Here is a 23,139-nt window from a genome sequence, read left to right as displayed (position 1 = left end):
CGATGCGGCAGGATGCGCCACAGGCCGACGCCGGGGATCTTCCCCGGCGTCTGCGTTTCCTGACCGGCGGCTTTCTGGATGCCGGGCTGCGGCGGGTGCTGCGGCTGGCCGGGCATGATCTGGCGCCGGGCCTGCCGCGCGCGGGTGAAGGCGTGATCGTGTGGGGGCGCGGCCCCTATGCGCATCGCGGCGAATGGGCGGCGGCGCGGGCAGGGGTGCCGCTGATCCGGGCCGAGGATGCGTTTCTGCGCTCGGTCCACCCGGGGCGGGCGCGCAGGCGGGCTGCCTTGGGGTTGCTCCTGGATCCAGTGGGGGTGCATTACGACGCCAGTCGCCCCTCGCGGATCGAGGTGATGCTGGCTGCCGGTCCCACGACGGACACCACCCTGCGGGCGCGCGCCGTCGATGGCATCGCCCGACTGCGCGCCGCTGACCTGTCGAAATACAACAGCCATGATCCCGATGCGGCGCTGCCCGAACCGGGCTATGTGCTGGTCATCGACCAGACGCGCGGCGATGCCTCGATCCGGTTCGGTGGCGCGGATGCGGCGCGCTTTGCGATGATGCTGGCGCAGGCGCGGGCCGACCACCCCGACCGGACCATCGTGGTGAAATCCCACCCCGAGGTCGCGCGCGGCCTGCGCCCCGGCCATTTCACCCCCGCCGACCTGCAACCGGGTGAGGTCTGGCTGGATGGCCCCGTCTCGCCCTGGAAGCTGCTGGCGGGGGCGGCGGCGGTCTATGCCGTCACCTCGCAACTGGGGTATGAGGCGGTGCTGGCGGGCCATCGGCCGGTGATCTTCGGCCAGCCCTTTTACGCCGGTTGGGGCCTGACCGAGGATCGCGCCGCGCCCCTGCCCCGGCGCGGTATCACCCATGACGCGGCCAGCCTGTTTGCCGTCACCCATCTGACCGCGCCGATCTGGGTCTCGCCCTGTCTGGATCGCTGCCTGACATTCGAGGAGGCCGTGGATCAGCTTGAGGCCGAGGCCCGCGCTTGGCGCGAGGACCGCGCGGGCTATGTCGCGCTGAACATGCGGCTGTGGAAGCGGCGGTTCCTGAACGGGTTCTTCGGCCAAGAGCGCCCCCTGCGGTTTGCCCGCGACGCGCACCAGGCGCTGCGCAGCGGGCGGCCCGTTCTGGTCTGGGGCAGCGCCCCGGCACCCGATGGCGCGATCCGGGTTGAGGACGGCTTTCTGCGCTCGCGCGGGTTGGGGGCAGAGCTGGTGCCGCCGGTGTCGCTGATCGCGGATCGCACCGGCGGGGTCTATTACGACCCCGCCGCGCCATCGGGCATCGAGGCGGCCATGGCCGAGCCGCTACCGCCCGGCGGGGCGGCACGCGCCAGGCGGTTGGCGCAGGCGATCCGCGATGCGGGGATCAGCAAGTATAACCTGACCCCCGGCGCGCTGCCCGACCTGCCGCCGCGCAATGGGTCACGGCTGCGGATCCTCGTGCCGGGCCAGGTCGAGGATGACGCCTCGATCCGGCTGGGCGGGGGGGTGGTGCGGCGCAATCTGGACCTGCTACGGGCGGCGCGGGCAGTGCACCCCGGCGCGTTCATCATCTTCAAGCCGCATCCCGATGTGCAGGCTGGGCTGCGCCCCGGCGCGGTGGATGACACGCAGGCAGCGGGGCTGGCCGATCTGGTGGTCAACGATGCCGACCCGCTGGCACTGATCGGCGCGGTGGACCGGGTCTGGACGATGACCTCGACCCTGGGGTTCGAGGCGCTGCTGCGCGGTTGCCCCGTGACCTGTCTGGGCGCGCCGTTCTATGCGGGCTACGGCCTGACCGATGATCTCGGCCCGGCGCCCGCCCGCCGCCAGCCCGCCGATCTGGCGGCGCTGATCCACGCCTGCCTGATCGCCGCGCCGCGATACCGTGATCCGGTGACCGGCCTGCCCTGCCCGCCCGAGGTGATCGTGGCGCGGCTGGCCAGCGGTCAGGTGCCGCGCGGCGGGCCGGGGTTACGGCTGCTGGCCAAGGCGCAGGGCGCGCTGTCGGGGGCAAGCTGGCTATGGCGAGGGCGCTAGGGGCGCTGCCCCTCTGGCGGCCAGGGCCGCCATTCAGCCCGGGATATGTCGGCCAAGAAGAAAGCCTAGTCGCGCGACCAGATTTGCACGCTGTCCGGGCCGAGTTGGTGAAGCGCGCGCAGGATGAAGCGCCGGTGATCGGCCAGCGGCAGGTCAGGCAGCGCACCGATGCCCGGGCGCCCGGTCGCGCCGAAGGTCAGCCCGGCGTGATAGATGACCAGATCGTCGACCAGATCGGCGGCCAGCAACTGCGCGGCCAGATCGCCGCCGCCTTCGCAAAAGATGCGGGTCAGGCCATGGGTCGCAAGGTCGCTGAGGATACCGTCGAGTGGTCCCCAGACGCGGTGGAGCGGACCGTGGTCGGGGCCTTCCGGCGGCAGATCGGGCAGCGGCTGGCGGGTGACAATGATGCGGTGCGGCTGGCGAACGGGGCCAAAGCCGCGCACGTTCAGCGCGGGGCGGTCGGCGCGGGCGGTGCCGCCGCCCACCATCACCGCGTCATGGATGCGGCGCAGGCCATGGGCGTGGTGGCGGGCGGCGGGCCCGGTGATCCACTGGCTTTCGCCTTGCGCGGTGGCGATGCGGCCATCCAGTGTCAGCGCCAATTTCAGCGTGACCAGCGGCCGCCCTTGGGTCACGCGCAGGAAAAAGCCGCGGTTCAGATGGCGCGCTTCGGCTTCACGGCAGCCCTCGGTCACGGCGATGCCGGCGGCGCGCAGCATGGCATGGCCACGCCCCGCCACACGCGGGTCAGGGTCGGTGGTGGCGCTGACCACCCGCACGACGCCCGCCGCGATAAGCCCCGCCGCGCAGGGCGGTGTCTGGCCGGTATGGGCGCAGGGTTCCAGCGTGACAAAGGCGGTCGCCCCGCGCGCCGCCGCACCGGCCTGATCCAGCGCGACCCGTTCGGCATGCGGTCGCCCGCCCGGCTGCGTCCAGCCGCGCCCGACAACGCGACCATCAGGCAAAACGATCACGCAGCCAACAGCCGGATTGGGCCAGACCTGCCCCAGCCCCCGCGCCGCCAGCCGCAGCGCATGGCCCATCTGGGCCGCGTCGGTCATTCCTCGGCCGGGCGCAATTCCGACACGAAGCCGTCGAAATCGTCGGCTGTCTGGAAGTTCTTGTAAACGCTGGCAAAACGGACATAGGCCACGGTGTCGATGCGGGCCAGCGTCTCCATCACGATCTCACCGATGATCTTGCTGGAAATGTCGGTATCGCCCAGGGATTCCAGCCGCCGCACGATGCCCGAGATCATCTGGTCGATACGGTCGGGCTGGATCGGGCGCTTTTGCATGGCGATACGGATCGACCGTTCCAGCTTGCTGCGGTCGAAATCCTCACGCCGGCCCGAGGATTTGATGACCACCAGATCGCGTAACTGCACACGTTCATAGGTGGTGAAGCGGCCCCCGCAGGCGGCGCAAAAGCGGCGTCGGCGGATGGCGACATTATCTTCGGCCGGGCGGGAATCCTTGACCTGGGTATCGACATTTCCGCAAAACGGACAGCGCATGATGATCCCTTATCTGGTGGGCAGGGGGCGACAGCCACGCAGGGGCTGCGGCTGCCACTATATGCAGGGGCGATGCGCTTTCATAGCACCTGATCCGGCGATGATTCGCCCGCGACAGATGTGTGGCCTTTGCGACTCACCCCAGGGCGCGGCTCAGGGCATGGGCTGAAACAGCGCCGCGACCTCGCGCCGGTGGGGGGTGCTGCGGTGTTCGACCAGATAGATCCCCTGCCAGGTGCCAAGCGCCATCCGCCCCGCCACCACCGGGATCGACAGGCTGGTGGGCAGGATCGCCGCCTTCAGATGGGCGGGCATGTCGTCCGGCCCCTCGGCGCGGTGACGCAGCCAGGCCATCGACGGGTGGTCGGCCTGCGGCGCAATCCGATCGAGCCAGGACAGAAGGTCGGCCTGCACATCGGGGTCGGCATTCTCCTGGATCAGCAAGCTGGCAGAAGTATGGCGCACCATCAGCACCAACAGTCCGTCGCCCGCGCCGCGCAGCCAATCGGCGATCTGGTCGGTCAGTTCATGGAAGCCGGGGCCGTTGGTGGCGCAATGAAAGCGCCGCTGCATGGCCTAGCCCGCAAGGCGCGCAACGGCCAGATCACGCAGGAAATCGCAGATCGCCATCACCTCGCCCTCGCGCCCGGCGCGGCCATGTTCGGCCAGATAGTCGAACAGGCTGTCATCGCGCCGTTGCAGCATCAGCATCCGCCAATCGGGGAACATCCGCTGCCGCAGCCGCCCCGAGGCCAGAACCTTGATCGACCCGTGGCGCGGATCGGCGTACAAAATCGCCAGCAAGCCGTCACAGGCGGCCTGCGGCCCCTCGAACCACTGAAAGAAGAAATCCGATTCCGTATATAGCGCGCCGGTCAAGCCGAACTGGCGGTTGTACTTGTCGGCGACGGGCGCCACCTCCTCCATCACACGATAGGCGTCGGGACGGGTGGATTCGCTGCGATACAGGCAAAAATGCAGGTCGTCGCTCATGGCTGGTTTCTCCTGCATGGGTGCGGCTGGCCAAAAGGCCAGCCCGACCCTAGCATGATTATTCGATCAGGGAAGGGTCACTGATCCAGGAAGCTGCGCAACTTGCGCGAGCGCGACGGATGTTTCAGCTTGCGCAGCGCCTTGGCCTCGATCTGGCGGATGCGTTCGCGGGTGACGCTGAACTGCTGGCCGACCTCCTCCAGCGTGTGATCGGTGTTCATGCCGATGCCGAAACGCATCCGCAGCACCCGTTCCTCACGCGGCGTCAGGCTGGCCAGAACGCGGGTCGTGGTTTCCTTCAGGTTCTCCTGAATGGCGGAATCCAGCGGCAGGACGGCGTTCTTGTCTTCGATGAAGTCGCCAAGCTGGCTGTCTTCCTCGTCGCCGATCGGGGTTTCCAGGCTGATCGGTTCCTTGGCGATCTTCATCACCTTGCGAACCTTGTCGATCGGCATTTGCAGCTTTTCCGACAGCTCTTCGGGCGTCGGTTCGCGGCCGATCTCATGCAGCATCTGGCGGCCGGTGCGCACCAGCTTGTTGATCGTCTCGATCATATGCACCGGAATGCGGATCGTGCGCGCCTGATCGGCGATCGAGCGCGTGATCGCCTGGCGAATCCACCAGGTCGCATAGGTGCTGAACTTGTAGCCGCGGCGGTATTCGAACTTGTCCACCGCCTTCATCAGGCCGATGTTGCCTTCCTGAATAAGATCAAGGAATTGCAGGCCGCGGTTGGTGTATTTCTTGGCGATCGAGATGACCAGGCGCAGGTTGGCCTCGACCATCTCCTTCTTCGCCTGCCGGGCCTCTTTCTCGCCCTTTTGCACCTGGTTCACGATGCGGCGGAACTCGGTGATGTCGACGCCGACATATTGGCCAATCTCGGCCAGCTTCAGGCGCTGCTCCTCGACCTGGCTGCGCGACCGGTCGATCAGCGCCTGCCAGCCGCGACCGGGCTTGGCGGTGATGCGGTCGATCCACATCGGGTCCAGTTCGGTGCCGCGATATTCGTCGATGAACTCCTTGCGGTTGATGCGGGCGCCGTCGGCCAGCCGCACCATGGCGCTGTCAATCGACATCAGCCGTTTGTTGACGCCATAGATCTGGTCGATCAGCGCCTCGATACGGTTGTTGTGCAGGTGCAGCTCGTTGACCAGCAGCACGATTTCGCCGCGCAGCTTCTGATAGGCGGCCTCGGCGGCGGCAGAGAAGCTGCCATCCTCGTTCAGCGTGGCCGACATCCGCTGGTCCTGCATTTCGGCCAGGGTTTCATAGTCGCGCGCGATCAGGGCCAAGGTCTCCAGCACCTTCGGCTTCAGCGCGGCCTCCATCGCGGCTAGCGACATGTTGTTGCCGTCGTCTTCCTCGTCCTCGTCCTCGCCGCGCGGCAGCGGGTTGCCGTCGGCGTCCAGCTCATCCTCGCCGCCGGGGCGCGCGGTGGTGGGGCTGGTGGTGACCAGATCGCCCACCACGTCCTCATCGTCGCCATCCAGGCTGGAACCGAAGGTCGATTCCAGGTCGATCACGTCGCGCAGCAGAACCTCCTCGTCCAGAAGTTCGCGCCGCCAATGGGTGATCGCCTTGAAGGTCAGCGGGCTTTCGCACAGGCCCGCGATCATCGTGTTGCGGCCGGCCTCGATACGCTTGGCAATCGCAATCTCGCCTTCGCGCGAAAGCAGTTCGACACTGCCCATTTCACGCAGATACATGCGCACCGGATCGTCGGTGCGATCCAGCGTTTCCGATTGCGTCGTCGCCACCGCAATCTCGCGCGAGGTGGACACCGGCACGACATCCCCGCCTTCGGGTTCTTCACCATCCTCGTCATGTTCGACGACCTGGATGCCCATTTCCGACAGCATCGACATGACATCCTCGATCTGGTCGGAACTGACCTGATCGGGCGGCAGCACGGCATTCAACTGGTCATAGGTCAGATAGCCGCGCTCGCGCGCCTCGGCGATCATGCGTTTGACGGCGGCCTGGCTCATGTCCAGCGAGGGGTCGCTGTCCTGATCTTCCGGCTTGGCGTCGTCACTATCCTTGGCGGCCATGGTGCATCCTTCGGTTCGGGCGGCGAATCGTCTGCCCTGTTTATCCCGTCATCCAACCGAATCACAGATCCGAATCGGAGGGACCGATTCGCCGGTGATTCGCCCCTAGCGGTCGCGCCGCCAGACCTGATCGTCGATCAGCGCCTGAAGCCGCGCCCGCAACGCCTCGCGGTCCTCGCCCATGTCGCTGGTGTCCTGATCGGCCAGACGTTCGGCGCGGTGGCGGGCGGCGGCGGCCTGTTTCAGCCGCCAGGTCAGCCCCTCATCCGGCAGACCGTCCAGATCGGCAGCGGCCTCGGCGACCTCGGCGCGGATCGCGCGGTCGGCGGACAGGCGCGCGAACTCTTGTGTCAGGACCAGGGCAGCCAGATCGGCATCCTCGCGGCGTTGCACGGTGGGGGCGCAGGTGACATGGGGTTGGGCCATCAGGCTGTCAAGGGCGGCACCCGCGCGGTCGACCAGCCGCACCGCCAGATGGCCGGGGCGCGCGTCCGCATCCACGGCGGCCGCCGACAGCAGCGCATCGGCCAGTGCGGCCAGATCGGGGTCGTGCGGGCGCATGTCCTCAAGCTCGGCCTCGAACCGGTCGATCAGCGCGGGATGCACGACAAGCGTGGCCAGGATGATGCTTTCGCGCAGCCGCTGTTCCACCCCCGCAGGGGCCGAGGCCAGGGCCGAATGCCGCGCCGTGGCCGAGGGCGCGATCGGCAGCGCCGGACCAAAGCGCCCGCCCAGCCGCCCGCGCGGGACGCCAAAGGCAGGCCGCACCGCACTTTGCGCATCGCCGCGCGGGCTGCGGGCGGGGGCGAACAGCGTCCGGCGGCGGTCGCGGATCGCAGCCTCGGTATGGGCGCGGATCGCGGGATCGGTGAAGCGCGCGACGAGGGCGCGCAGATCCTTGTCCAGCGCGGCGCGGCGTTCGGGGCTGTCGATGGGTCGGCCTTCGGTTGCGGCGTGCCACAGCACGTCGATCATCGGCACAGCGGCGTCAATCACCGCCAGCATCGCCGCCGCACCGCCGGCCTTGATCAGGTCGTCGGGGTCTTGCCCGGCAGGCAGCGTGGCAAAGCGCAACGCCTGGCCCGCCTCGATCATCGGCGCGGCCAGATCGGCAAGCCGGGTCGCGGCCCGCATCCCCGCCGCATCGCCGTCCAGCGCGATCACCGGCTCGGGCGCGGTGCGCCACATCAGGCGAAGCTGATCCTCGGTCACCGCCGTGCCCAGCGGCGCCACCGCGCCTTCGATCCCGGCCTGAACAAGGGCGATCACATCCATATAGCCTTCGGCCACGATCAGGGGCGCGCCCTTGGCCACGGCGGCGCGGGCCGATTGCAGGTTGTAAAGATTGCGGCCCTTGTCGAACAATTCGGTTTCGGGGCTGTTCAGGTATTTCGCGCGCGCATTCGGGTCCATCGCCCGCCCGCCAAAGGCGATGGCGCGGCCGCGACCGTCGCGGATCGGGAACATGATGCGGCCACGAAAGCGGTCATACGGCTCGCCCCCGTCGTCGGGCGTGGCGCAAAGGCCCGCGGCCTCGATCAGGTCGGTGGCGATGCCGCGGTCGCGCAGGGCGCGGAACAGGGCGTGGCGGTTGTCGGGGGCAAAGCCGATTTCGAATCGCTCGACCGTTTCGGGGGCAAGCTGTCGGCTGGCGATATAGTCGCGCGCCGCAGACCCTGCGGCGGTCTGCAACTGCATCCGGTAATGGCGGATCGCGGCCTCCATCACCTCGGCCAACTGGCTGGCGCGGTCGGCCTTTTCGCGCGATTTCGGGTCGGGCGCGGGCATCTGCATCCCGGCCTCATCGGCCAGAACCTGCACCGCCTCGATGAAGGACAGGTTTTCGGTTTCCTTCAGGAATCCAATGGCATCGCCCTTGGCGTGGCAACCGAAGCAGTAATAGAACCCCTTCTGGTCATCGACATGGAAAGAGGCCGTCTTTTCGTGGTGGAACGGGCACGGCGCCCACCAGTCGCCCTTGGCCGGATTGGTCTTGCGCCGATCCCACGCGACCTTGCGCCCCACGATCTTCGAGATCGGGACGCGGTTGCGAAGCTCGTCAAGGAAACCGGGGGGCAGCGACATGGGCGGGGATTATCGGCGCAGCGGACCGGCGCGGCAAGGGGTGGCGGGGGGAAGCCTTCGGCGCGAGTATTTCTGAACAGAGGGAGCCCGTTGTGGCGCGCCAGAGGCTGAGGCGCGGGGGACGCGCCGCGCACCGGGTGTGCGGCGGATTATTCAGCGACATCAGCCGCCAACGGCGCGGCGGGCCATGTCCCAGTGGACCTCCTCGACCGCGGCGCGATCCAGCCGCCCGCCCTCGCGGAACCAGGTGTTGACGCCGGTCAGCATGGCGATCAGCGCAAAGGCCGACAGTTTGGGTTCCGTGACCGCAAAGTCGCCGCTGGTCGCGCCGTCTTGCAGGATCTGCGCCAACTCGCCTTCATAGCGGCGGCGCAGGCCCTCGATCGCGGCGAAATTGTCGGGGGAAAGGTTGCGCAATTCCATATAGGACAGGAACACCGCCTCGGGCCGGTCGATGTTGAAGCGGATGTGGAAGCGGACGAAATCTTCCAGTCTGCGCAAGGGGTTGGCGGCGACGGGTAAGGCCGACCAACCGGCCAGCAGCTCCTCCATATGGTCGCGCAGAAGGTCGAACAGCAGAGCTTCCTTGTCGGGGGTGTAAAGATACAGCGCCCCGGCCTGAACGCCGACCTCGCGCGCGATCTGGCGCATCGACACGGCGGCAAAGCCATGGCGCGCGAACAGCCGCCGCGCGGCCTGGCGCACGCGCGGGCCGGTGATGTCGGAATGCGATCCGGTTTTCCGTGCCATGTGACGGCTTTAGCAGGCGGGGGGCGGCGCGGAAAGCCCGCGATCCGGGCGCTTGCCCTTCGGACGGCCCGCGCTATGCTGCCCGCCATGATGCCGCGCCCCGCCCCCGTGATGATCCTGGCCCTTGCCCTGGCCGCCTGTGGCGGGACCGATGCCGATTATCCGCGCCTGGTGCCGATGGACGCCCTGCTGGCCGATCCGGCGGCTGCCGTCGATCCGGTTGCGGTGCAGGCGGAACTGGGTGCCGGGGCGTCCGGCCTGCGCGCCCGCGCCAGTGCCCTGCGTGGCCCGGTGATCGACACCGCCACCCGCGCCCGAATGCAGGCGATGCGCAGCCGCCACCGCTAAGCCGTCGCGCGTTGCGCAGGGCGTGACAATTGGCTAACACCGACCCGTTCATTTGCAGGAGTTTCCGATGACCGCCCCCGCCCCCCTTCGCCTTGGCATCGCTGGTTTGGGCACCGTCGGGGTTGGCACCGTGCAGATCCTGCAACGCCATGCCGATCTGATCGCCCGCCGCGCCGGGCGCGCCGTGGCCATCACCGCCGTCTGTGCCCGCGACCGCCTGAAGAACCGCGATGTCGACCTGTCGTCCTATGCGTGGGAGGACAGCGCCGTCAGCCTGGCCCGGCGCAGCGACATCGACGTGCTGGTGGAACTGGTCGGCGGCCATGACGGCGCAGCGCGCGATGCGATCACCGTGGCGCTGACCACCGGCAAGGATGTGATCACCGCGAACAAGGCGCTGCTGGCGATCCACGGTCAGGAACTGGCCGAACTGGCCGAGGCGAATGGCCGCGTCATCCGCTATGAGGCCGCCGTCGCCGGGGGCATCCCCGTCATCAAGACCCTGACCGAGGGCATGGCCGGCAACGCCATGAAGCGCGTCATGGGGGTGATGAACGGCACCTGCAATTACATCCTGACCCGCATGGAAAGTGCCGGTCTGCCCTATGCCGCGGTGTTTGAGGAGGCGCGCCAACTGGGCTATCTCGAAGCTGACCCGACGCTGGACGTGGGCGGCATCGACGCCGCGCACAAGCTGTCGATCCTGGCCGCGCTTGCCTTTGGCACCCGCGTCAATTTCGACGCCGTGGAGATCGAGGGGATCGAGCGCGTCAGCATCGACGACATCCACCGCGCCGCCGACATGGGCTATCGCATCAAGCTGTTGGGCGTGGCGCAGATGACCGGGCGCGGGCTGGAACAGCGCATGTCGCCCTGTCTGGTGCCCGCCGACAGCCCGCTGGGGCAATTGCAGGGCGGCACCAACATGGTCGTGCTGGATGGCGATGCCGTGGGCCAGATCGTGCTGCGTGGGGCCGGTGCGGGCGCAGGCCCCACGGCCAGTGCCGTGCTGTCGGATGTGGTCGAAATCGCGCGCGGCGTCCGCCTTCCGACCTTTGGTCAGCCCGCAAGCGCCCTGGCCGAGGCCCCGGCGGCCCGCACCGCCGCCCCTGCCCCCTATTACATGCGCCTGGAGTTGCTGGATAAACCCGGCGCCCTGGCGAAAGTGGCGACCGTTCTGGGCGATTGCGGCATCTCGATCGACCGGATGCGGCAATATGGCCATCAGGATGTGTCGGCGCCGGTGTTGATCGTCACCCACAAGACCACGCCCGACGCCATCGACACCGCCATCGAACGCCTCCCCGGCACCGGCGTCATCAAGGGCGAACCGGTCGAGCTGCGCATCGAAGAGCTTTAGGTCGCGCCTCGGTCCTCCATCGCGGCCAGAACGGCGTCGTAATGGTCCAGCCGGTCGGGGATCTGGCCCGACAATTGCTGGCGCCAATACCGCGCACCCGGCTGGCCGTGAAACAGCCCCAGCATGTGCCGCACCACCTGATGCAGCCGCCCGCCGGTGGCCAGATGCCGGTCGATATAGGGCCGCATCGCGCGCGCGGCCTCGATTGCGGTCGGCCCCGCCGCGCCACCCCACAGCGCCGCATCGGCCCCCGCCAGCACCGCCATCGGCATGTGATAGGCCGCGCGCCCGACCATCACCCCATCGAGGCCCTGACCCAGCAGGCCTTGCACCTGCGCCAGATCCGCGACGCCCCCGTTCAGCGAGATGTGCAGATCCGGGAAGGCCCGCTTCATCGCCAGCACCAGCGGGTAATCCAGCGGCGGCACCTCACGGTTTTCGCGCGGGCTAAGGCCTTGCAGCCAGGCCTTGCGCGCATGGATGATGACGCGCCGAACGCCCGCCGCGCGGATCACCTCAAGAAAGGCAGGCAGCACCTCGGCCGGGGTCTGATCGTCGATGCCGATGCGGGTCTTGGCGGTGACCGGCACCGGGCTGGCCGCGACCATTGCCGCCAGGCAGTCGCCAACCAGCCCCGGCTGCGCCATCAACGCCGCGCCAAAGCAACCCGCCTGCACGCGGTCGGACGGGCAGCCCAGGTTCAGGTTGATCTCGGCATAGCCCCAATCGGCGGCGATCCGCACCGCCTGCGCCAGTTGCGCGGGATCCGACCCGCCCAGTTGCAGCGCGACCGGCTGTTCGGCGGCATCGAAATCCAACAGCCGCGCGCGGTCGCCATGGATGATCGCGGGGGCGGTGATCATCTCGGTATACAGCAGCGCGTGGCGCGACAGGATGCGGTGAAACGCCCGACAATGCCGGTCGGTCCAGTCCAGCATCGGCGCCACGGAAAGGCGCGCGGCAAGATCAAGGTCGTGGGTCATGGCCGACAGATAGGCCGCGCCGGGGCGGGCGTCCAGATGAACGATGGCGCCGGGGGCGATGCGCCTGGCGCCCTTGGGCCGCGAACTCGGCATGGTGGCACCATTTCGGGTGCCCCGCTTGAAGGGCGTGAGGGTGGATCAGGTGTGACGCGCGTGGGGCCTGGATAGCGGCCGACGCACGGTGCATAGGCCGGCGGCGACGGCGGTCGGGCAGATGGGCGTTGTCATTTGATGTGATGCGCGCTGACGGACGGTGCGGGGACGTCCTTGGCGTCGGCGTGATGTTCGGGGCGCGGGTTCAGCGATGGCGGGCTGCGGGGTGGTCTTGCGGATGAGCGTTGCGGTTTGATGCGATGCGGCCTGACGGAACGTGCGGGTGCCGTCCTTGGCCTCGGCGTGGTGTTCGGGGCGCGGATTCAGCGGCGGCGGGCTGCGGGGCGGTCTTGTGGATGCGCGTCGTGGTTTGATGCGATGCGCCCTGACGGAACGTGCGGGCACGTCCGTGGCGTCGGCGTGGTGTTCGGGGCGTGGATTCAGCGGCGGCGGGCTGCGGGGCGTTCAGACGGGCGTTGCGGTTGACGCGATGCGCACTGACGGAACTTGCAGGGGCGGTCCTTCGCATCGCGGTCGGCCTTTCGGGACGCCGGTTCAGCGGCGCCGGGTGCCGAGTCGCCGGGTGATGGCTGCGGTCTCGTGATGGATACAGCGTGACGGAACGTGTGGGCGCAGTTCTTCGCAGCGTCGTCTGCTTTCGGGGCGCGTATTCGGCTGATGAGCGCTGCGGGTCCGGGTAAGTGCGGCGAGTGCATACCGCGCCACGCATGGATGGGCCGGGTGCTAAACCTCGGCGCGGCCGGAATCGTCCTGAGGCGCGGCGCATCGGCAAGCGCCGTGACGACATGGCCAGCGGCCCTTTGGCAGGTCTCGCACCAAGCCACCGCGAACCACACAAGCCCCCCGACCCGCTGACCTCTGCCCCACCGCACAATGCTGGCCGAGACTGCCGCTGGCCTGCGCGCGGTAGTCGGCGCGCCTTTACCCCGCGGGCGATCCGTGACCATTCTGGCCGCGACGAGGACCACCGCTACATGAGGCACCCATGACCGAACTGATCCCGATGCTGTTGACGCTGATGGCGGTGGGGGCCTTGGCGGGCGTATTGGCCGGGCTGCTGGGGGTTGGCGGCGGCATCGTGCTGGTCCCGGCCTTCCTGTGGCTGTTCACGGCGATGGGGCATCATTCCGATCAGATCATGCAGGTCTGCCTGGCAACCTCGCTTGCGACGATCATCGTGACCTCGCTGCGGTCGGTGCTGGCGCATCATCGCAAGGGGGCGGTGGATTGGACGGTCATTCGGACCTGGGCGCCGGGCATCATGATCGGCGCCCTGATCGGGGTGATGGTCGTGGCGCGGCTGCGCACGCCGACGTTGCAGGCGATCTTTGGCGTCATGGTGCTGCTGATCGCCGCCTACATGGCCTTTGGCCGCAAGGATTGGCGGCTGTGGGCGGCGATGCCGGGCGGGATTGTCCGGGCGGTCTGGTCGGCGTCCATCGGCTTTCTGTCGGTGCTTCTGGGGATCGGCGGCGGCTCGCTGGCGGTGCCGACGATGACGCTTTCGGGTGTCGCCATGCACCGCGCGGTGGCGACAGCGGCGGGCTTTGGCGTCGCCATCGCGCTGCCCTCGGTGCTGGCCTTCCTGCTGGTCAAGGTGCCCGAGGCGCCGCCCTATACAATCGGCGCGGTCAACCTGCCCGCTTTTGGCGTGGTCATCGCCATGACCCTGATCACCGCGCCCTGGGGCGCCGCCCTGGCGCATCGCACCGATGCGGCCCGGCTGAAACGCGTGTTTGCAGGCTTTCTGGCATTGGTCGCACTGAACATGCTGCGCAAGGTGATCTGGGGCTAGGCGATCAATAGATATAGCGGATCTGATCGGCCCAGTATCGTTCCAGCCCGCCCAGATCGGCCGCCACCCGGTCCAGCACGCCCGGATCGGCCAGACTGCCCGCCTTGGTCAGACCGGCGGCCTGGCGCGCGAACAGCGCGGTCAGCACATGGCGCAGATCATGGCCCTTTTCGGTCAGCCGGATCCGCACCGACCGGCGATCGACCGCACAGCGGGCGTGGTGCAGATAGCCCAGCTCCACCAGCTTTTTCAGATTATAGCTGACGTTCGATCCCTGATAAAAGCCGCGCGATCGCAATTCGCCGGCCGTCACCTCATGATCGGCGATATGGAACAGGATCAGCGCCTGCACCGGGTTCACGTCCAGCAGCGAAAGCCGCTCGAACTCATCCTTGATCAGGTCCAGCAGAAGATGTTGCAGCCGTTCGATCAGCGCCATCAGCCCCAGATAGGGGATCAGCGCCCCGCCGACCGGATGCGGTTCGGGCAGGGTCATCATGCGTTGCGCGTGCAGGGTCATGCGGTCTACCTCCGTTCTGGGCAGACTTGCCGAAAATCCCCAATATCCCGTTAAGCCAGACCCGGCCGCACGGAAAAAAACCCGAACATCAGCCGTGCCGGGCGCCTGCAAAGGCCAGAAGCCGCGCGATCAGCGGCGCATGGGCGGGCGGCAGCGGCTGCGCGCCGGTGATCCAAGGGTATAGGTCGCTGTCGTTCTCGGCCAGAAACGCCTCGAACGCATCCAGCGATTCGTCGTCCATTCCGGCCAGATGCGCATCGGCATAAGGCCCCAGGATCAGGTCCATCTCTTTGGTGCCGCGCCGCCAGCTGCGCATCGACAGCCGTTTCAGGCGATGCTCGCGGGTTTCGGTCATTTCGACGCCCCCTGTTCCAGCGCGGACAGCCGGGCGGCCAGATCCTGCGCGATCTGCCGCAAGGCCGCGATCTCGTCCATCACGGCCGGGGCCGCGCGCGATACGGGCGCATGATCGGGGGCGGGCAGGCCCGCGCCCTCGCCGGTCATCAGCCAGATCAGGCTGACCCCCAGCACGCCCGACATCATGTGCAGCCGGTTGGCGCGGGGTTCGGCGCGGTCGTCCTCCCATTCGGCCAGGGTCTTGCGGCGTACCCCCAGCCGGTCGGACAATTCCTTTTGGGTCAGGCCCAGGGCCTCGCGCGCGGCGGCGATGCGGTCGCCCAAAGTGGCCTGATCGGCGGCGTAATAGGACATCCCCTCCTCCTTCTTGCGGCGGGTTCGCGCCGACCCTAGAAGATGGGACGCCGAAACACAAACCGGAGCGTCCCATGGCCTTCCTGTCCGACACGCTGGCCCGCGTGAAGCCCTCGCCCACCATTGCCGTCACCAACAAGGCCCGCGAGCTGCAAGAGGCGGGGCGCGACGTCATCGGCCTGGGCGCGGGCGAGCCCGATTTCGACACGCCCCAGCATATCAAGGATGCGGCCATCGCCGCGATCCAGGCGGGCAAGACGAAGTACACCGCAGTCGATGGCATCCCCGAGCTGAAAAAGGCGATCTGTGCCAAGTTCGCGCGCGAAAACGGGCTGACCTATACGCCCGCGCAGGTGACGGTCGGCACCGGTGGCAAGCAGGTGCTGTATAATGCGCTGATGGCCACGCTGAACCCCGGCGATGAGGTGATCATCCCGGCGCCCTATTGGGTCAGTTATCCCGACATGGTTCTGTTGGCCGGTGGCACGCCGGTCTTTGTCGAAGGGCCGATGCAGACCGGCTACAAGATCACCGCCGACCAGCTTGAGGCGGCGATCACGGAAAAGACCAAGTGGTTCATCTTCAACAGCCCCTCGAATCCTTCGGGCGCGGGCTATAGCCGCGATGAGCTGAAGGCGCTGACCGATGTGCTGATGCGCCACCCGCAGGTCTGGGTCATGTCGGACGACATGTACGAACATCTGACCTTCGGCGGTTTCCAGTTCGTTACCCCGGCGCAGGTCGAACCCGGCCTTTACGACCGCACGCTGACCTGCAACGGCGTCAGCAAGGCCTATGCGATGACCGGTTGGCGGATCGGCTATGCCGCCGGGCCAGAGGCGCTGATCAAGGCCATCGGCAAGGTGCAGTCGCAATCCACCTCGAACCCCTGTTCGATCAGCCAGCACGCCGCGGTGCAGGCGCTGAACGGGCCGCAGGATTACATCCGTGACAGCCGCGCGGCCTTTGAACGCCGCCGCAACCTGGTGGTGGCGGCGCTGAACGACTGCCCCGGCATCACTTGCCCGACGCCCGAGGGGGCCTTTTACGTCTACCCCTCGATCGCCGATCTGATCGGCAAGACCTCGCCCAAGGGCGTGGCGATCACCGATGATGAGGTCTTCGCCACCGCTCTGCTGGAGGAGGAGGGCGTGGCCGTGGTGTTCGGCGCGGCCTTCGGCCTGTCGCCCAATTTCCGCATCAGCTATGCGACGTCGGACGCGGCCCTAACCGAGGCCTGCGCCCGGATCAAGCGGTTCTGCGAGGGCTGCCGCTAAGACTGGGACACATGCAAAAAGGGCGGCCCTGGGGCCGCCCTTTCCGCATCTGAATGATAGATCAGTTCTTCACCACGTCCTTGTCGAACTCGGGCAGGGCCTTCAGTTCGTCCTGGGTGTAGTGGGTCGCGAAGAAGGTGTCGTCGCCGATGTGCATCATGCGCAGGGCGTTCGGGTCCAGAGCGACGCGCTTGGCGCCAATGCCCAGGAAGCCACCGATATCGACAACATAGCCGGTGATCTTGCCGTCGGCGTCGATCACGATGTCATCGATGTTGGCGATGTTCTTCCACTCGGCCGGACGCTCGGTGACGTTGGTGTAGGCGTCCCAGCTGGTGCCGGCGGGCTGTACGGTGGTCCAGACGTTGCGGTCCATGATCCACGAACCCAGCATGTGCGTGGCTTCGGTCATCGGCGCAGCGGCAGCCTCGGTCGGGGCGACGACGGTTTCCGCGGGGGCCGCGTCGGTTGCGACACCGGTCATGCCGTCCATGCCTGCGGTGCCAGCGGTGCCTGCCATACCCGCCATACCTTCCATGCCCGGCGCGGGCTGCTCAGTGGTGGTGGTCGCGGTCTGGGCGGTCGCCATACCAGCGATCAGCGACAGGGCGGCGGCGGAAGCGAAAAACTTTTTCATGGTCTTCTCCTGTTGGTCGGGCGCGGTGGCGCCCGGCTTCGGGTGAACCGGCAGCGCCGGGACACCTTCACAACCTTCGGCCCTGATTTCAGTTCCAATTAAGCCGACAGCGCCTGTTCACAGCCGCGTGAGGCGCCCCCCGGCCAGCGGGCGCGCCACGCCCGTTGTGCCGGGCGCGGTCAGCGGCAGCCCCCGCGCCACACGCGCGGCAAGATAGGCGAAGGCCTGCGCCTCGATCAGGTTGCCGTCCAGCCCCATATGCTCGACCGGCTGGACGGGGCAGGCACAGGCGGCGGCCAGCATCGCCATCAGCGTCGCGTTCAGCCGCCCGCCGCCACAGACATGGATCCGTTCGGGGCGTTCTGGCAGCAGATCCAGCCCCGCCGCGACCACTTGCGCGGCGGCCGCCGTCAGCGTGGCACAGGCATCGGCATCGACCAGGTCATCGACACGCAGCGCCTGCGCGAAACTGTCGCGATCCAGCGATTTCGGCGCGGGGGCGGCAAAGAACGGATGCGTCAGGAAATCGGCCACGCGCACCGCATCGGCCACCCCCTGCGCGGCCAATGCGCCGCCGGTGTCGCAATCAAGGCCTCGCCGCGCCATCATCAGATCGTTGATCGGCGCATTGGCCGGGCCGGTGTCGAAGGCCAGACAGGCCCCCGGCGCCGCGGGATCGTCGATGCGTGGATCTGCCCATGTCAGATTGCCAACCCCGCCGAGGTTCAGAAACACCACCGGCGCGCCCGCCCCCAGATGCCGGGCCAAAGCGTGATGGAAGAACGGCACCAGCGGCGCCCCCTGCCCGCCCGCCGCAACATCCGCGCTGCGGAAATCCCAGGCGACGGGGCGGTTCAGCGCCCGCGCCAATCGCGCGCCATCACCCGCCTGATGGGTGCCGCGCCCGCCTGGATCATGTGCCAGCGTCTGTCCGTGAAAGCCGATCAGCGCGGCCTCGGGAAAGTCCGCCAGCAGCGCCAGATGGGCATCTTCGACCACCCGCGCGGCGCCGCTGACCCCCGCCTCGCCCGGCCAGCGGCCAAGCGCGGCGCGCAGAATGTCACGCTCATGCCCGGAAAACGCGCGATAGGCGCTGCGCCCAAAGCCGCCGATCGCCACGCCATCGGTCTGGATCAGCGCCACATCGACCCCATCCAGCGACGTGCCCGACATGCATCCTGCCACCCAGTCCATCGCTTTCCCTTTCGCCATCGTGCCGCTATAGGCATTTGGACCGTGGCACAGGGCCACGGCAAGACCCGGAGTGCGGCCATGACCTATCATCCCAAATCCGACTTCCTGCGCGTGATGACCGAGCGCGGCTATCTGGCCGACTGCACCGATTATCAGGGGCTGGACGAGGTTCTGGCGAAGGGCGTGACCCCGGCCTATATCGGATATGACGCAACGGCGGCCAGCCTGCATGTCGGCCATCTGCTGAACATCATGATGTTGCGGTGGCTGCAAAAGACCGGGCACAAGCCGATCACGCTGATGGGTGGCGGCACGACGAAAGTGGGCGACCCGTCGTTCCGCAGCGAGGAACGCCCGCTGCTGACGCCCGACAAGATCGACGAAAACATCGCCGGCATGAAGCGGGTCTTCGCGCGCTATCTGTCCTATGGCGAGGGCGCGACCGATGCGGTGATGCTGAACAATGCCGAATGGCTGGACGGGCTGAACTATCTTGAGTTCCTGCGCGACATCGGCCGTCATTTCAGCGTCAACCGGATGCTGAGCTTTGAATCCGTCAAGTCGCGGCTGGATCGGGAACAATCGCTGAGCTTCCTTGAGTTCAACTACATGATCCTGCAAGCCTATGACTTTCTGGAACTGTATCGCCGCCATGGCTGCCGGTTGCAGATGGGCGGGTCGGACCAGTGGGGCAATATCGTCAACGGCATCGACCTGACCCGCCGGGTGGTCGAGGGCGAGATCTTTGGCCTGACCAGCCCGCTGCTGACCACCAGCGACGGGCGCAAGATGGGCAAGTCGGCGGGCGGCGCGGTCTGGCTGAATGGCGACATGCTGTCGCCGTTCGAGTTCTGGCAGTTCTGGCGCAACACCACCGATGCCGATGTGGGCCGGTTCCTGAAGCTTTACACCGAACTGCCGGTCGAGGAATGCAACCGGCTGGGCGCGCTGTCGGGGGCCGAGATCAACGAGGCCAAGGTGATCCTGGCCAATCAGGTCACCGCGCTTTTGCATGGCGATGAGGCCGCCCAGGCCGCCGAGGCAACCGCCCGCGCCGTCTTTGCCGAAGGCGGTGCCGGGGGCGCGTTGGACAGCGTGACGCTGGCCGCGACCGATCTGGGTGACGGCCTGTCGGCGGTGCAATTGCTGGTGCGCACCGGGCTGGCACCTTCCGGGAAAGAGGCGAAACGACTGATCGCCGAGGGCGGGCTGCGGCTGAACAACGAGGCCGTGGCCGATGGCAATCTGCTGATCGACGCCGCGATGATCGGCGAGGGGCTTAAGGTCTCGATCGGCAAGAAAAAGCACAAGATGGTGGTGCTGGGCTGATACCGGCCACCTGCGGGGGTGGCGGCTGCGGACGCTCCGCGGGGGATATCTTTGCAAAGAAGAAAGGGCGGCTTTGCGGGGCCGCCCTTTGTCGTCATGCGGCGTCGCGGATCGGGAACTCGGCCAGGGTGGCCGCCTGATCCGGCGTCAGATCGGCGGGGTCGATCACGCTGGTATGGATCGAGAACACGACCGCGCCGGTCTGCGGCAGGCGAAACAGGCACTGACGTTCGACGCGAATGAAGGGCAGCGGGCCTTCGGGGGCGCGACCCTGTGCCTCGGTTCTTGGGTTGTGAAGGGGGGCGTTTGAATGATGCGCCGTGCCGCGCATCAGGCCGATGCCGGGACGCACACCGTCCAGCAGGCGCTGGACGCGGGCACCGATGTCGGGCGTATAGCTGGCGACCGGGCGGTGGATCGCCATCATCGGTCGGGCCATTTTCTCGGCCAGCGTCCAGCCCGCCGGAAAGCACAGGATGGCTCCGGTCAGCACATGTTCGCCCGCGCCGCCGGGCTGCATCAGGCAGAAATCCTCGGCGCAAAGCTGACCCAGGCTGCGCAGGGGCTGGGCGGGGTCCAGCGTGACCGAGGCACCATCGGGGCGGGTGATCTTTTCGCCTTGGATCTGGTGGCCAAGCGCGGGCAACAAAGGCAGCACCATCGCCAGCAGCTCATCCGCCGCCGGGCGCGCCTGGGGCGTCAGCGCGTGAACCCGGTCGGGCGTGGTGTCGATCAGCCGGTCGCGCAGGCCCATCTGCGCGCCATAGGCGTCATCGACCAGCAGCCAATCCTGCGGCGCAACCGGGATCGTGCCCGGCATCCGCCGCGTGCGCGGATCGTGCCAGGGCGCAAAGGCCAGATGCTTTTGGCGAATGTCGCTCATCCCTGTCCTCTTTGGATCAGTTGCGCCGAAATCCCGCCGCCTCGCAAGCCCCCGGCCATTGCCCGATGGCCGACCAGCCGCTAAAGCCGTTGCAACCACAGGAGGCCCCGATGATCCCGCGCTATGCCCGCCCGCAGATGACCGCCATCTGGTCACCCGAAACCAAGTTCCGCATCTGGTATGAGATCGAGGCCCATGCCTGCGACGCCCAGGCCGATCTGGGCGTCATCCCGCGCGAAAACGCCGAGGCCGTCTGGCGGGCGAAGGATGTGCAGTTCGACGTGGCGCGCATCGACGAGATCGAGGCGGTGACCAAGCATGATGTGATCGCCTTTCTGACCCATCTGGCCGAACATATCGGCAGCGACCAGGCGCGCTTCGTGCATCAGGGTATGACCAGTTCCGACGTGCTGGACACCACGCTGAACGTGCAACTGGTGCGCGCCGCCGACATCCTGATCGAGGACATGGACAAGGTTCTGGCCGCGCTGAAGCGCCGCGCGCACGAGCACAAGGACACCGTGCGCATCGGCCGCAGCCATGGCATCCACGCCGAGCCGACCACCATGGGTCTGACCTTCGCGCGCTTTTACGCCGAAATGGCGCGCGGTCGGGCGCGCCTGCTGAACGCCCGCCACGAGGTGGCGACCGGCGCGATTTCCGGCGCGGTCGGCACCTTCGCCAATATCGACCCGGCGGTCGAGGAGCATGTCTGCGCGCAAATGGGCCTGCGCCCCGAGCCGATCAGCACCCAGGTGATCCCGCGCGACCGCCATGCAATGTTCTTTGCCACGCTTGGGGTGATCGCCAGCAGCATTGAAAACATCGCCATCGAAATCCGCCACATGCAGCGCACCGAAGTACTGGAGGCCGAAGAGTTCTTCAGCCCCGGCCAAAAGGGATCGTCGGCGATGCCGCACAAGCGCAACCCGGTGCTGACCGAAAACCTGACCGGTCTGGCGCGGCTGGTGCGGATGTGCGTGGTGCCCGCGATGGAGAATGTCGCGCTGTGGCACGAACGCGACATCAGCCATTCCAGCGTCGAACGCGGCATCGCGCCGGATGCCACGATTACGCTGGATTTCGCGCTGAACCGGCTGGCGGGGGTCATCGACAAGCTGGTGATCTATCCCGATAACATGCTGAAGAACATGAACAAGTTCCGCGGTCTGGTGATGAGCCAGCGGGTGCTTCTGGCGCTGACGCAGGCCGGCGTATCGCGCGAGGATGCTTACCGGCTGGTGCAGCGCAATGCGATGAAGGTTTGGGAACAGGGTGCCGATTTCAAGACCGAGCTGCTGGCCGATGCCGAGGTGACGGCGGCGCTTAGCCCCGCCGAGATCGAGGAAAAGTTCGACCTTGGTTATCACACCAAGCATGTCGACACGATCTTTGCGCGGGTTTTTAACGACTGATCGGTTCTTTACCCGCCCTTAACCCCGTCCTGCCATCTTGCCGCGAACGCGCAGGTGAAAGGGCGGGCGGTGGCGCTGATGTCTTCATCCCTTGGCGGGCTTCCCGGCCCGCTGACGCAACGACAGAAGGTGGCGATCATCGTCCGCCTTCTGGCGGCGGAGGGGGCTGACCTGCCACTGTCGGATCTGCCCGCCGACATGCAGGAAGCGATCACCGAATCGATCGCCGGGATGGAGCCGATCGACCGCGACACCCTGGATCACGTCGTGCATGAGTTTTGCACCCTGATTGAGGGGATCGGCCTTGCCTTCCCCGAGGGGCTTGGCGGCGCGCTTGACCTGCTTGAGGGGCATCTGTCGCGCGAAGCAGCCGGGCGGTTGCGGCGCATGGCGGGGGCCAGCTCGGGCGGCGACCCTTGGGAACGGGTCACCGGCCTGTCAGCCGAGGCGCTGCTGCCCGTGGCGCAGAACGAAAGCGTCGAGATTGCGGCGGTGATGGTCTCCAAGGTTGCCGTGTCAAAGGCCGCCGACATCCTTGGGCGGCTGCCGCAGGAACGGGCGCGGGCGGTGGCCTATGCGGTGTCGCTGACCTCGAACATCGCGCCGGAAACCGTGCGCCGCATCGGCCTTGCGCTTGCGCATCAACTGGATGCGGCGCCGGTGCGCGCCTTTGACACCGGCCCGGTCGAGCGTGTCGGCGCGATCCTGAACTATTCCCCCGCCAATACCCGTGACGCGGTGCTGTCCGGTCTGGAACAGGATGATGCCGATTTCGCGGCCGAGGTGAAGAAGGCGATCTTCACCTTTACCAACATCCCGGTCCGCATCGATCCGCGCGACATCCCGAAAATCCTGCGCGAGATCGACCAGACCGCCCTGCTCAAGGCGCTTGCCGGGGCCAAGGGCAAGGATGCCGAAGCCGCGGAGTTCATCCTTGGCTGCATGTCGCAACGCATGGCCGCCACCCTGCGCGAGGAGATGGGCAACCTTGGCAAGTTGAAGGACAAGGACATCGAAGAAGCGATGGCAGGGGTCGTCACCACGATCCGTCAGATGGAGGCGGCCGGCGAGATATTCCTGATCGCCGGTGAGGACTGACGCGTGCAGGCTCTGCCATTAGCCAGGCACTGTCAGAC

General features: G+C 67.3%; 22 protein-coding genes. 8 read left to right on the top strand and 14 right to left on the bottom strand.

The window, feature by feature from the left end; all coding sequences use genetic code 11:
* The first annotated feature begins 2 nt into the window (after nucleotides 1-2).
* Nucleotides 3-2,036 carry a capsular polysaccharide biosynthesis protein gene (locus ACEYYA_RS01695; protein WP_374796920.1) on the top strand — a complete coding sequence of 678 codons (2,034 nt, stop codon included), beginning with the start codon at nucleotides 3-5 and terminating at the stop codon, nucleotides 2,034-2,036.
* A gap of 65 nt (nucleotides 2,037-2,101) precedes the next feature.
* Here the strand turns inward: ACEYYA_RS01695 and ribD are convergent, their stop codons facing one another.
* From ribD to ACEYYA_RS01660, 7 genes are all read right to left on the bottom strand, one after another.
* Nucleotides 2,102-3,100, bottom strand: a complete 999-nt coding sequence (gene ribD / locus ACEYYA_RS01690) for a bifunctional diaminohydroxyphosphoribosylaminopyrimidine deaminase/5-amino-6-(5-phosphoribosylamino)uracil reductase RibD (protein WP_374796918.1) — start codon at nucleotides 3,098-3,100, stop codon at nucleotides 2,102-2,104.
* On the bottom strand, nucleotides 3,097-3,555 hold the full coding sequence (gene nrdR / locus ACEYYA_RS01685) for a transcriptional regulator NrdR (RefSeq protein WP_374796916.1): 459 nt from the start codon (nucleotides 3,553-3,555) through the stop codon (nucleotides 3,097-3,099). Before nrdR ends, ribD begins: the two co-directional genes overlap by 4 nt.
* A 153-nt stretch (nucleotides 3,556-3,708) precedes the next feature.
* Nucleotides 3,709-4,128, bottom strand: coding sequence for a secondary thiamine-phosphate synthase enzyme YjbQ (locus ACEYYA_RS01680; protein WP_374796914.1), 420 nt, complete (start codon nucleotides 4,126-4,128; stop codon nucleotides 3,709-3,711).
* A 3-nt stretch (nucleotides 4,129-4,131) separates the two neighbouring features.
* A complete protein-coding gene (locus ACEYYA_RS01675) occupies nucleotides 4,132-4,548 on the bottom strand; it encodes a BLUF domain-containing protein (RefSeq protein WP_374796912.1) in 417 nt (138 codons plus the stop codon).
* Nucleotides 4,549-4,625: 77 nt separating this feature from the next.
* Nucleotides 4,626-6,602, bottom strand: a complete 1,977-nt coding sequence (gene rpoD / locus ACEYYA_RS01670) for an RNA polymerase sigma factor RpoD (RefSeq protein WP_374796910.1) — start codon at nucleotides 6,600-6,602, stop codon at nucleotides 4,626-4,628.
* A 105-nt stretch (nucleotides 6,603-6,707) separates the two neighbouring features.
* The gene (gene dnaG / locus ACEYYA_RS01665) at nucleotides 6,708-8,687 is read right to left on the bottom strand and encodes a DNA primase (RefSeq protein ID WP_374796908.1); all 1,980 of its coding nucleotides are present in this window, start codon (nucleotides 8,685-8,687) and stop codon (nucleotides 6,708-6,710) included.
* Nucleotides 8,688-8,849: 162 nt separating this feature from the next.
* Nucleotides 8,850-9,437, bottom strand: coding sequence for a TetR/AcrR family transcriptional regulator (locus ACEYYA_RS01660; protein ID WP_374796906.1), 588 nt, complete (start codon nucleotides 9,435-9,437; stop codon nucleotides 8,850-8,852).
* Between the two features lie 75 nt (nucleotides 9,438-9,512).
* Between ACEYYA_RS01660 and ACEYYA_RS01655 the strand changes: the two genes are divergently transcribed.
* Nucleotides 9,513-9,785, top strand: coding sequence for a hypothetical protein (locus tag ACEYYA_RS01655; RefSeq protein WP_374796904.1), 273 nt, complete (start codon nucleotides 9,513-9,515; stop codon nucleotides 9,783-9,785).
* Between the two features lie 67 nt (nucleotides 9,786-9,852).
* Entirely contained in the window at nucleotides 9,853-11,145 is a 1,293-nt protein-coding gene (locus ACEYYA_RS01650) for a homoserine dehydrogenase (RefSeq protein ID WP_374796902.1), read from the top strand.
* Here the strand turns inward: ACEYYA_RS01650 and dusA are convergent.
* Nucleotides 11,142-12,128, bottom strand: a complete 987-nt coding sequence (dusA, locus tag ACEYYA_RS01645) for a tRNA dihydrouridine(20/20a) synthase DusA (protein ID WP_374797398.1) — start codon at nucleotides 12,126-12,128, stop codon at nucleotides 11,142-11,144. The genes ACEYYA_RS01650 and dusA overlap by 4 nt on opposite strands.
* 1,099 nt (nucleotides 12,129-13,227) lie before the next feature.
* Between dusA and ACEYYA_RS01640 the strand changes: the two genes are divergently transcribed.
* Nucleotides 13,228-14,037 carry a sulfite exporter TauE/SafE family protein gene (locus ACEYYA_RS01640; RefSeq protein WP_374796900.1) on the top strand — a complete coding sequence of 270 codons (810 nt, stop codon included), beginning with the start codon at nucleotides 13,228-13,230 and terminating at the stop codon, nucleotides 14,035-14,037.
* Between the two features lie 4 nt (nucleotides 14,038-14,041).
* Here the strand turns inward: ACEYYA_RS01640 and ACEYYA_RS01635 are convergent, their stop codons facing one another.
* The 3 genes from ACEYYA_RS01635 to ACEYYA_RS01625 all read right to left on the bottom strand — a co-directional run bounded on the left by ACEYYA_RS01635 (nucleotide 14,042) and on the right by ACEYYA_RS01625 (nucleotide 15,268).
* Entirely contained in the window at nucleotides 14,042-14,557 is a 516-nt protein-coding gene (locus ACEYYA_RS01635; RefSeq protein ID WP_374796898.1) for a MarR family winged helix-turn-helix transcriptional regulator, read from the bottom strand.
* 88 nt (nucleotides 14,558-14,645) lie between these two features.
* Nucleotides 14,646-14,912, bottom strand: coding sequence for a succinate dehydrogenase assembly factor 2 (locus tag ACEYYA_RS01630; RefSeq protein ID WP_374796896.1), 267 nt, complete (start codon nucleotides 14,910-14,912; stop codon nucleotides 14,646-14,648).
* Nucleotides 14,909-15,268: a helix-turn-helix domain-containing protein gene (locus tag ACEYYA_RS01625; RefSeq protein WP_374796894.1), complete on the bottom strand. Its 360-nt coding sequence runs from the start codon at nucleotides 15,266-15,268 to the stop codon at nucleotides 14,909-14,911. The genes ACEYYA_RS01630 and ACEYYA_RS01625 overlap by 4 nt, the downstream gene beginning before the upstream one ends.
* 74 nt (nucleotides 15,269-15,342) lie before the next feature.
* On the opposite strand from ACEYYA_RS01625, the gene ACEYYA_RS01620 reads away from it, so the two are divergent.
* Nucleotides 15,343-16,545 carry a pyridoxal phosphate-dependent aminotransferase gene (locus ACEYYA_RS01620; protein ID WP_374796892.1) on the top strand — a complete coding sequence of 401 codons (1,203 nt, stop codon included), beginning with the start codon at nucleotides 15,343-15,345 and terminating at the stop codon, nucleotides 16,543-16,545.
* Between the two features lie 61 nt (nucleotides 16,546-16,606).
* On the opposite strand, the gene ACEYYA_RS01615 is transcribed toward ACEYYA_RS01620, so the two are convergent.
* Complete coding sequence (locus ACEYYA_RS01615) at nucleotides 16,607-17,182, bottom strand: PRC-barrel domain-containing protein (RefSeq protein WP_374796890.1); 576 nt, start codon at nucleotides 17,180-17,182, stop codon at nucleotides 16,607-16,609.
* A gap of 117 nt (nucleotides 17,183-17,299) precedes the next feature.
* Entirely contained in the window at nucleotides 17,300-18,394 is a 1,095-nt protein-coding gene (locus ACEYYA_RS01610) for an anhydro-N-acetylmuramic acid kinase (protein WP_374796888.1), read from the bottom strand.
* Nucleotides 18,395-18,454: 60 nt separating this feature from the next.
* Between ACEYYA_RS01610 and tyrS the strand changes: the two genes are divergently transcribed.
* The gene (gene tyrS / locus ACEYYA_RS01605) at nucleotides 18,455-19,705 is read left to right on the top strand and encodes a tyrosine--tRNA ligase (protein WP_374796886.1); all 1,251 of its coding nucleotides are present in this window, start codon (nucleotides 18,455-18,457) and stop codon (nucleotides 19,703-19,705) included.
* 94 nt (nucleotides 19,706-19,799) lie between these two features.
* On the opposite strand, the gene ACEYYA_RS01600 is transcribed toward tyrS, so the two are convergent.
* Nucleotides 19,800-20,588, bottom strand: a complete 789-nt coding sequence (locus tag ACEYYA_RS01600; RefSeq protein WP_374796884.1) for a heme-dependent oxidative N-demethylase family protein — start codon at nucleotides 20,586-20,588, stop codon at nucleotides 19,800-19,802.
* 110 nt (nucleotides 20,589-20,698) lie between these two features.
* Here ACEYYA_RS01600 and purB point away from each other — a divergent pair, with 110 nt between their 5' ends.
* Together purB and ACEYYA_RS01590 are read left to right on the top strand one after the other, a co-directional pair.
* Entirely contained in the window at nucleotides 20,699-22,003 is a 1,305-nt protein-coding gene (gene purB / locus ACEYYA_RS01595; RefSeq protein WP_374796882.1) for an adenylosuccinate lyase, read from the top strand.
* A 78-nt stretch (nucleotides 22,004-22,081) separates the two neighbouring features.
* Complete coding sequence (locus ACEYYA_RS01590) at nucleotides 22,082-23,101, top strand: flagellar motor switch protein FliG (protein ID WP_374797396.1); 1,020 nt, start codon at nucleotides 22,082-22,084, stop codon at nucleotides 23,099-23,101.
* The last annotated feature ends 38 nt before the right edge of the window (nucleotides 23,102-23,139 follow it).

This window comes from Paracoccus zhouxuedongae, from assembly GCF_041927815.1.
In the GTDB taxonomy this organism is placed as follows: domain Bacteria; phylum Pseudomonadota; class Alphaproteobacteria; order Rhodobacterales; family Rhodobacteraceae; genus Paracoccus.
Note: the sequence above shows the minus strand (reverse complement) of the source record. Positions and strands in the feature narration are given on the sequence as shown.

Excerpts from the sequence above, each read along its gene's own strand:
- ACEYYA_RS01695 (WP_374796920.1), top strand. The coding sequence starts at position 3 with ATGCGGCAGGATGCGCCACAGGCCGACGCCGGGGATCTTCCCCGGCGT.
- ribD (WP_374796918.1), bottom strand. The coding sequence starts at position 3,100 with ATGACCGACGCGGCCCAGATGGGCCATGCGCTGCGGCTGGCGGCGCGG.
- nrdR (WP_374796916.1), bottom strand. The coding sequence starts at position 3,555 with ATGCGCTGTCCGTTTTGCGGAAATGTCGATACCCAGGTCAAGGATTCC.
- ACEYYA_RS01680 (WP_374796914.1), bottom strand. The coding sequence starts at position 4,128 with ATGCAGCGGCGCTTTCATTGCGCCACCAACGGCCCCGGCTTCCATGAA.
- ACEYYA_RS01675 (WP_374796912.1), bottom strand. The coding sequence starts at position 4,548 with ATGAGCGACGACCTGCATTTTTGCCTGTATCGCAGCGAATCCACCCGT.
- rpoD (WP_374796910.1), bottom strand. The coding sequence starts at position 6,602 with ATGGCCGCCAAGGATAGTGACGACGCCAAGCCGGAAGATCAGGACAGC.
- dnaG (WP_374796908.1), bottom strand. The coding sequence starts at position 8,687 with ATGTCGCTGCCCCCCGGTTTCCTTGACGAGCTTCGCAACCGCGTCCCG.
- ACEYYA_RS01660 (WP_374796906.1), bottom strand. The coding sequence starts at position 9,437 with ATGGCACGGAAAACCGGATCGCATTCCGACATCACCGGCCCGCGCGTG.
- ACEYYA_RS01655 (WP_374796904.1), top strand. The coding sequence starts at position 9,513 with ATGCTGCCCGCCATGATGCCGCGCCCCGCCCCCGTGATGATCCTGGCC.
- ACEYYA_RS01650 (WP_374796902.1), top strand. The coding sequence starts at position 9,853 with ATGACCGCCCCCGCCCCCCTTCGCCTTGGCATCGCTGGTTTGGGCACC.
- dusA (WP_374797398.1), bottom strand. The coding sequence starts at position 12,128 with ATGACCCACGACCTTGATCTTGCCGCGCGCCTTTCCGTGGCGCCGATG.
- ACEYYA_RS01640 (WP_374796900.1), top strand. The coding sequence starts at position 13,228 with ATGACCGAACTGATCCCGATGCTGTTGACGCTGATGGCGGTGGGGGCC.
- ACEYYA_RS01635 (WP_374796898.1), bottom strand. The coding sequence starts at position 14,557 with ATGACCCTGCACGCGCAACGCATGATGACCCTGCCCGAACCGCATCCG.
- ACEYYA_RS01630 (WP_374796896.1), bottom strand. The coding sequence starts at position 14,912 with ATGACCGAAACCCGCGAGCATCGCCTGAAACGGCTGTCGATGCGCAGC.
- ACEYYA_RS01625 (WP_374796894.1), bottom strand. The coding sequence starts at position 15,268 with ATGTCCTATTACGCCGCCGATCAGGCCACTTTGGGCGACCGCATCGCC.
- ACEYYA_RS01620 (WP_374796892.1), top strand. The coding sequence starts at position 15,343 with ATGGCCTTCCTGTCCGACACGCTGGCCCGCGTGAAGCCCTCGCCCACC.
- ACEYYA_RS01615 (WP_374796890.1), bottom strand. The coding sequence starts at position 17,182 with ATGAAAAAGTTTTTCGCTTCCGCCGCCGCCCTGTCGCTGATCGCTGGT.
- ACEYYA_RS01610 (WP_374796888.1), bottom strand. The coding sequence starts at position 18,394 with ATGGCGAAAGGGAAAGCGATGGACTGGGTGGCAGGATGCATGTCGGGC.
- tyrS (WP_374796886.1), top strand. The coding sequence starts at position 18,455 with ATGACCTATCATCCCAAATCCGACTTCCTGCGCGTGATGACCGAGCGC.
- ACEYYA_RS01600 (WP_374796884.1), bottom strand. The coding sequence starts at position 20,588 with ATGAGCGACATTCGCCAAAAGCATCTGGCCTTTGCGCCCTGGCACGAT.
- purB (WP_374796882.1), top strand. The coding sequence starts at position 20,699 with ATGATCCCGCGCTATGCCCGCCCGCAGATGACCGCCATCTGGTCACCC.
- ACEYYA_RS01590 (WP_374797396.1), top strand. The coding sequence starts at position 22,082 with ATGTCTTCATCCCTTGGCGGGCTTCCCGGCCCGCTGACGCAACGACAG.